We start from the raw sequence: 6,181 nt of genomic DNA, 5'->3' as shown, positions 1-6,181 counted from the left end.
ATGATCGGCATCAGCAACGTGTCGGCTGATCAGCTCCGACTGCTCTGCGAGCGCGCCGCCCATAAACCCATGGTTGTACAGAATCGTTGCTACGCCGCGTTGGGGTGGGATCAGGACGTGCGGGACATCTGCCGGACACAGGGGATCATCTATCAGGGGTTCTCGTTGCTCACAGCCAACCGGGACATCTTCGCCGATCCTGAGCTTCGTGCCATGGCTGCCAAATACGGCATGGGCCTGGCGCAACTGGTGTTTCGCTTTGCGATGCAGGTTGGTATGTTGCCGTTGACCGGCACGACCAACCAACAGCATATGACCGAGGATCTCCGGTCCGATCAGTTCACCATTTCGACGGAGGATCTTCAGCGACTTGAAACGATCGGGATGTAGCAGACTGTCGGCACATTCCATGGTCTGACTCTATGGAAAGCCTGCATCAACTCGAAATCATTATCCTGCTGCTCGCGGTGGTGCTGGCCCTTACCACCATCGCGCAGAAGATCTGTATCCCGTACCCGATTTTTCTGGTGCTGGGCGGTCTGCTGTTGGGGTTGGTGCCTGGCTTGCCGACGGTGACGCTTCATCCGGACCTCGTGTTTCTGGTGTTTCTCCCCCCGATTCTCTGGGCGGCTGCCTATTTCACCTCGTTGCGGGAGTTCCGGCAGAACCTCAGGCCGATTTCCCTTCTGGCCGTCGGGCTGGTACTCGCGACGACCGGCGGGGTCGCAGCGGTGGCGCATGTCCTGTTACCCGGCATGGGTTGGGCGGAAGCCATCGCCCTGGGGGCCATCGTCTCGCCACCGGATGCCGTGTCGGCCACCGCTGTTGGAAAACGCCTGCGGATTCCACGTCGTGTCGTCACCATTCTGGAAGGAGAAAGTCTGGTCAACGACGCGACCGCTCTGGTGTTGTACCGGGCTGCCGTTGGCGCGGTGGTGAGCGGTTCGTTCCTGTTCGGCGGCACGGTCCTCAATTTTGTGTTCGCGGCGCTGGCGGCGCTGGCGATCGGCATCGGCGCGGCCTGGCTCACTCGCTGGGCGCTCTGCGCCACCGACGACGGATATACGCAAATCGGCGTGACGCTGCTTGTTCCGTATATCGCCTGGGTCATTGCCGAGTCGGTCCATGCATCCGCCGTGTTGGCTTGTGTGGCTGGCGGGATCACGATCCGCCAGTATTTCAGCGGCGCGGTGGCGCCGGCGACACGTCTGCAGGCCCGCGCCGTGTGGGAACTCGTTATCTTTATTCTCAATGGCGTGATCTTTATTTTAATCGGTCTGCAACTGGGAGCCCTCCGTGATGCCGTGCCCGCCGGGCAGTATGGTTCCGTTCTGTTGGCCGGTCTCATGGTGAGCGCAACGGCGATCGTCGTGCGATTTCTCTGGGTGCCCCTGGCGGCCCTTATCCCTCGATGGCTGAGCGCCTCCTTGCGCGCACGTGATCCCATGCCTCCATGGAAGGGGCTGTTTCTCATTTCCTGGACAGGCATGCGGGGCATCGTCACCTTAGCGGCCGCCTTGGCGCTTCCGCTGACGACGGGCTCTGGTGCGCCTTTTCCCTTCCGGTCGGAGATCATCCTGATCAGCTTTACGGTCATCCTCGTGACGTTGGTGCTGCAAGGACTGTCGCTCCCGCCGATCATCCGATGGTTACGCCTCGAAGAGGAGCATGAGCTCGAAGGAGAGGAACGCCTGGCTCGGCAGCATGCGGCGACGGCAGCCTTGAGTCGGCTGGATCAGGTCGTCACGGAAAACTGGGTGGCAACGGAGCAGATCGAACGGGTGCGATTGCGCTATCTGCGTCGATTGGAACATCTCACCCGGACGGGTCTGGACAACGATGACCCTGTCGATGGCAGCACAGAAACTATCCAGCGCCTGCACCATGAGGTGCTCACGGCCGAGCGGCTTGCCCTGATCGGGCTTCGAGACAATGGCACGATCAGCGACGAAGTGTTGCATCAGTTGGAACAGGAACTGGATGTCGCTGCGCTGCACCAGGGCGTCGGTGAGCGTCGGGCGGGAAGGAGCAAACGCTAGAAGATCGTAAATCAGTTAGGCTTGTGAGCGAATCTCCGCCGCTCGAGCCCGCCCCGCCTCTGTCGTATGACCTCCTCGCCATGCGAATGTGTCTTCGACGAAGACCGACAGGCATCGCTGCCTCGTCAGAAATATTGCGTGATCCCCATTTGAATGAGCGAATTGGGACTGGGGCACAGCAATTGTGCGAAATCCACACGCAGCAGCGTATTGGCGAGAAACGTGGGCACTACTCTGATGCCTGCCCCGACATTGACGGTGCCGATCCACTGTCTCTGGTTGCCTTCTTCTGTAAACGGTTGAAAGGCGCCTATATCTGAGAAGAGCACGCCCTGCAGCGCCCAGCGTGGGGCGACTTGAATCGCATGGCGCAACTCCAGGTTCATATACGTTTGCGCGCGGTTGCGATAGAGATTGTCGGAGAGCCCTCTGACTCCCGCAATGCTCCCCATCAATACACTGTGGTTTGGATTGCGGCTATTGTTCACCGCCTCGGCAACCGCATTGACCATGAACACGGTCATGGGGGTCAGGGGGACTCCTTGAAGGTAGCGAAGCCGTACCTCGTGACGGGGCTGGTCTGCTCCGAAGAAGTACCCAGGTCGAAGTTCCAGCGCGATGCGATACCCGGAGGGCAGGAGATCGTGCCAATGGTATCGGTCCCAGGTCACTTCAGGAATGAGGCCCACATAGTAACCATCCGGTGGCCGCGGCCCCGTTCCTGTCCGGTCCTGAACGAGTTCCCGGTAGATTTTGGCGACCACCTCATACCGCAAGGGAGATCCGTAGCCGAAAGGTCCTTTGAGCTCAAACTCACCGCCGATGCGATTGCGCGTCCAGGCGGCGGTTGAATCGGCAAAGCGAATGCCGTTACTCGCATAGGACCCTTTCACCTCTTTCGCCCAGCGGTCCGGTCGGTACGCATGTTCTGAGATCCAGACATCCACATTCGGTCCTCGCTGGCTGTAGTTGAACTGCCCTCCGAGCTGCGTGCCGGTCCCGCCCAGATTGTATTCCACGAGACCGGCGGTGGCGTTCAGGTCCTTGATGCTTGTGCCGCTTGTGAAGCTCAAGACGGGAGAGAGTGTGAACTTCTCCCGTACGTCCACCGCCATGGTGCCGTCGTGTGTCGACACCGTCACCCGATCGAAAAGGCTGAGGTTTCGGATGCGTCTTTCGAACTCCTCGACCTCTGCGCGGGTAAATTGTGAGGGGATCGGACGCGGAAGCAATCTTCGGATCGTGTCTTCTTTGGTATGCAGCAGGCCGCTGATTGCTAACGTGTCAATCCCAATGGATTCTTCCTCCGGATGAGCGGGATGTGCAGGTGCAGCATATAGAATGATAATCATTGCGTAGAGGAGCATGACCGGAAGGAACAAGACTCGGGCACGACGACCGACATGAAGAACAGGCATCGCAGACCTCCATGAATGAACGCATGGTTCCACCGTGATGAACGACGGAACCGTCAGTGGAGACTGGATGTAATTTAGATTCGAAGGGGAAGAAGCAGTGGAACAGGGCTGCTGCGCGGGGGACGCTCGTGAGTGGAGGCCGCTGAGGCACTTGAAATGGTCGGCAGGCAGGCGGAAATAAGAATAGCGGCGAAGCCCATCCACGCCCAGGCTGACCATGCCATACCCGCCGCGCTGTCGGCTTTCTGCGAAGCCATCAGGATGTTTTCGGCGGGATTATCAGGCTCTTCTGGAATGGGTGCGCCATCGACCGATGTGCCGAGATCCGGCTCCTCAAACGCAAGGTCCATGACCAAATTTCCGGTAATCACCAGCGAGACGAGCAGAGTCAGCCATACGAGGACGCCGGTGGGTCGCGCCATTGTTCTCCAGCAGAGCATGGATTCAACTATAGGGTCGGTACGGCGATCTGTCAATTGACGTGGCTCGGAGAGCAAGATGTCTGAAGCGCATCGTCTGCTTCCGGATGAAGAATCCCTGCTTGACGCGTGAACCTACTCTCGGTAGTTTCGCGCCATGCCGATTCAAATCACAACCGCCCAGCCATCTGATGCGCCGGCCATCTTGAGGTTGGTCGGTGACTTGCTGCAGGAAATTATGGCCAACATCAAGACGCTGGCATTTGCGTTCTCGTTGGCTGAGACAGAAGCCCGGACGCTGGCCTGGATGAGGGATGGAAGTTATACCGTGCTGTTGGCGCGGGATAGCGAATGTGTCGCGGGATTGCTGACCCTCGCCGAATGTCGCGCCCTGTATGCGGAAGGGCGTTTCGGGATCATTCCGGAATTGTATGTGCGTCCGGACCGGCGGTCGCAAGGTGTGGGGCAGGAGTTGATGACGGCGGCCAAGCGCATGGCCTGCTCGAAAGGCTGGGCCAGACTGGAAGTCACCACGCCGCCCTTGCCGCAGTTTGACCGGACCCTGGCGTTTTATGAGCGGCAGGGATTCAGCATCTCCGGCGGACGGAAAATGAAACTGTCTCTGTGATCCGGCCTGTGATTCAGGAAGAGCCAACCGGGTGTGGCATCGCGGCAGCGGCCGCGCTGGCCGGTGTGTCCTATGCGCGTGCGAAGGCCGTGGCGGCGTCCTTGGGCATCTCCGCCTCAGATCGAAAACTCTGGTGCGAGACAGAATATGTGCGGCGTCTGCTGGCGAAATTCGACCTGCGTGTCGCACGGGAGCCTACGCCGTTTCGCTCATGGGCCGGGTTGCCGGATTGCGCGTTGTTGGCCATCAAGTGGCATATTGAGCAGGGTCGACCATTCTGGCATTGGGTCGTATTCGTGCGAGAGAACGACCGGTTGTACGTGGTAGATTCCAGCCCGACATTGAAGGCTTCCCTTCGGACCGACTTCGGACGTATGAGGCCGGTGTGGTTTTTGATTGTGACGATGAAGAGGTAGCGAGTGAATATTGCCATTATTGGAGGCGGACCGGCCGGGCTGATGGCCGCAGAAGTGGCGCTGAGCGGGGGCGCGCAGGTCGCACTCTACGACTCCATGCCCTCCGTCGGCCGGAAATTTCTCCTCGCCGGGAAGGGCGGGCTGAATCTGACGCACTCCGATCCGTCCGATCTGTTTCTCAGCAGATACGGCGAGCGCCGGGCACACATCGCGCCCTGGTTGGCCGGGTTTGGTTCTGATGCGCTCCGGTCCTGGGCACGTGGGCTCGGGATCGAGACCTACGTCGGCTCATCCGGCCGCGTATTTCCCACGGATATGAAGGCTGCCCCGCTGTTGCGCGCCTGGTTGCGGCGCTTGCGTCAGGATGGACTGACCATCCACGTACGGCACCGCTGGTGCGGGTGGGATGAAAAGAAAGCCCTTCGCTTCGAGACGCCACAGGGCGCGGCAGCTGTCCGGGCAGATGCCGTGATCCTGGCGCTAGGCGGAGGCAGTTGGCCGCAACTCGGGTCGGATGGCGCCTGGGTGCCGGTACTGGAAGGGAGATCCATTGCGATTGCTCCCTTGCGACCTGCGAACTGCGGGTTTGATGTCGGCTGGACGGAGCACTTTCGAACGAAGTTCGCAGGGCATCCAGTGAAGACGGTCGGCGTGGTGGCAAAATCTCCAACCGGCGCGGTGATGCGTCGCATGGGAGAATTCGTGATCACGGACACCGGGGTCGAGGGCGGTGTCATTTATGCCGTGGCCCCGTTTCTCCGGGATGAGATCGAGGCCAATGGACGAGGCACCCTGCGGTTGGATCTTGCGCCGGACCGTGAACTGCCACGCCTCATCAAAGATCTTTCGCAGCCTCGTGGAAAAAAGACGATGGCGACGCATCTGCAGCGCCGCGCGCATATCGATGGAGGGAAGGCCGGACTGCTGCGTGAAATCGTTTCAAAAGAAGATTTTGCCGACCCGACCCGTCTGGCTGCGGCCATCAAAGCCTTGCCGCTCACCTTGACGGCGCCGCGTCCATTGCACGAGGCGATCAGTACGGCCGGGGGAGTGACCTGTGAGGCGCTGGACAAGCGATTGATGCTCAAAGCGCTTCCGGGAGTGTTCTGTGCGGGAGAAATGGTGGATTGGGAAGCGCCCACGGGCGGGTATCTGCTCACGGCCTGTTTTGCCAGCGGCCGCACCGCCGGTGCCGGTGCCTTGGCTTGGCTTGCGGAGCGCGCAGAACGTGCCAAAGCATGAGCGCAGTATGGATGGAGTG

Annotated in this window: 7 protein-coding genes; 5 read left to right on the top strand and 2 right to left on the bottom strand. The window is 60.1% G+C overall.

Features of this window, described 5'->3' with window-relative positions; translation table 11 throughout:
• Together JNL86_06135 and JNL86_06130 are read left to right on the top strand one after the other, a co-directional pair.
• On the top strand, positions 1–390 hold a 390-nt coding region (locus JNL86_06135), incomplete at its 5' end, for an aldo/keto reductase (protein ID MBL8042482.1).
• Positions 391–422: 32 nt separating this feature from the next.
• Complete coding sequence (locus JNL86_06130; protein ID MBL8042481.1) at positions 423–2,039, top strand: Na+/H+ antiporter; 1,617 nt, start codon at positions 423–425, stop codon at positions 2,037–2,039.
• Positions 2,040–2,164: 125 nt separating this feature from the next.
• On the opposite strand, the gene JNL86_06125 is transcribed toward JNL86_06130, so the two are convergent.
• Together JNL86_06125 and JNL86_06120 are read right to left on the bottom strand one after the other, a co-directional pair.
• Positions 2,165–3,457, bottom strand: coding sequence for a hypothetical protein (locus JNL86_06125; protein MBL8042480.1), 1,293 nt, complete (start codon positions 3,455–3,457; stop codon positions 2,165–2,167).
• A gap of 74 nt (positions 3,458–3,531) precedes the next feature.
• Positions 3,532–3,879 carry a hypothetical protein gene (locus tag JNL86_06120; GenBank protein MBL8042479.1) on the bottom strand — a complete coding sequence of 116 codons (348 nt, stop codon included), beginning with the start codon at positions 3,877–3,879 and terminating at the stop codon, positions 3,532–3,534.
• Positions 3,880–4,033: 154 nt separating this feature from the next.
• On the opposite strand from JNL86_06120, the gene JNL86_06115 reads away from it, so the two are divergent.
• Genes JNL86_06115 through JNL86_06105 form a run of 3 tightly spaced genes read left to right on the top strand, consistent with a single transcriptional unit; the run spans position 4,034 to position 6,162 of the window.
• A complete protein-coding gene (locus tag JNL86_06115) occupies positions 4,034–4,504 on the top strand; it encodes a GNAT family N-acetyltransferase (protein MBL8042478.1) in 471 nt (156 codons plus the stop codon).
• Positions 4,501–4,920, top strand: coding sequence for a hypothetical protein (locus JNL86_06110; protein ID MBL8042477.1), 420 nt, complete (start codon positions 4,501–4,503; stop codon positions 4,918–4,920). Before JNL86_06115 ends, JNL86_06110 begins: the two co-directional genes overlap by 4 nt.
• A gap of 3 nt (positions 4,921–4,923) precedes the next feature.
• A complete protein-coding gene (locus JNL86_06105) occupies positions 4,924–6,162 on the top strand; it encodes a TIGR03862 family flavoprotein (GenBank protein ID MBL8042476.1) in 1,239 nt (412 codons plus the stop codon).
• Positions 6,163–6,181 lie beyond the last annotated feature (19 nt).

This window comes from Nitrospira sp. (genome assembly GCA_016788885.1).
GTDB lineage: Bacteria > Nitrospirota > Nitrospiria > Nitrospirales > Nitrospiraceae > Nitrospira_A.
Note: the sequence above shows the minus strand (reverse complement) of the source record. Positions and strands in the feature narration are given on the sequence as shown.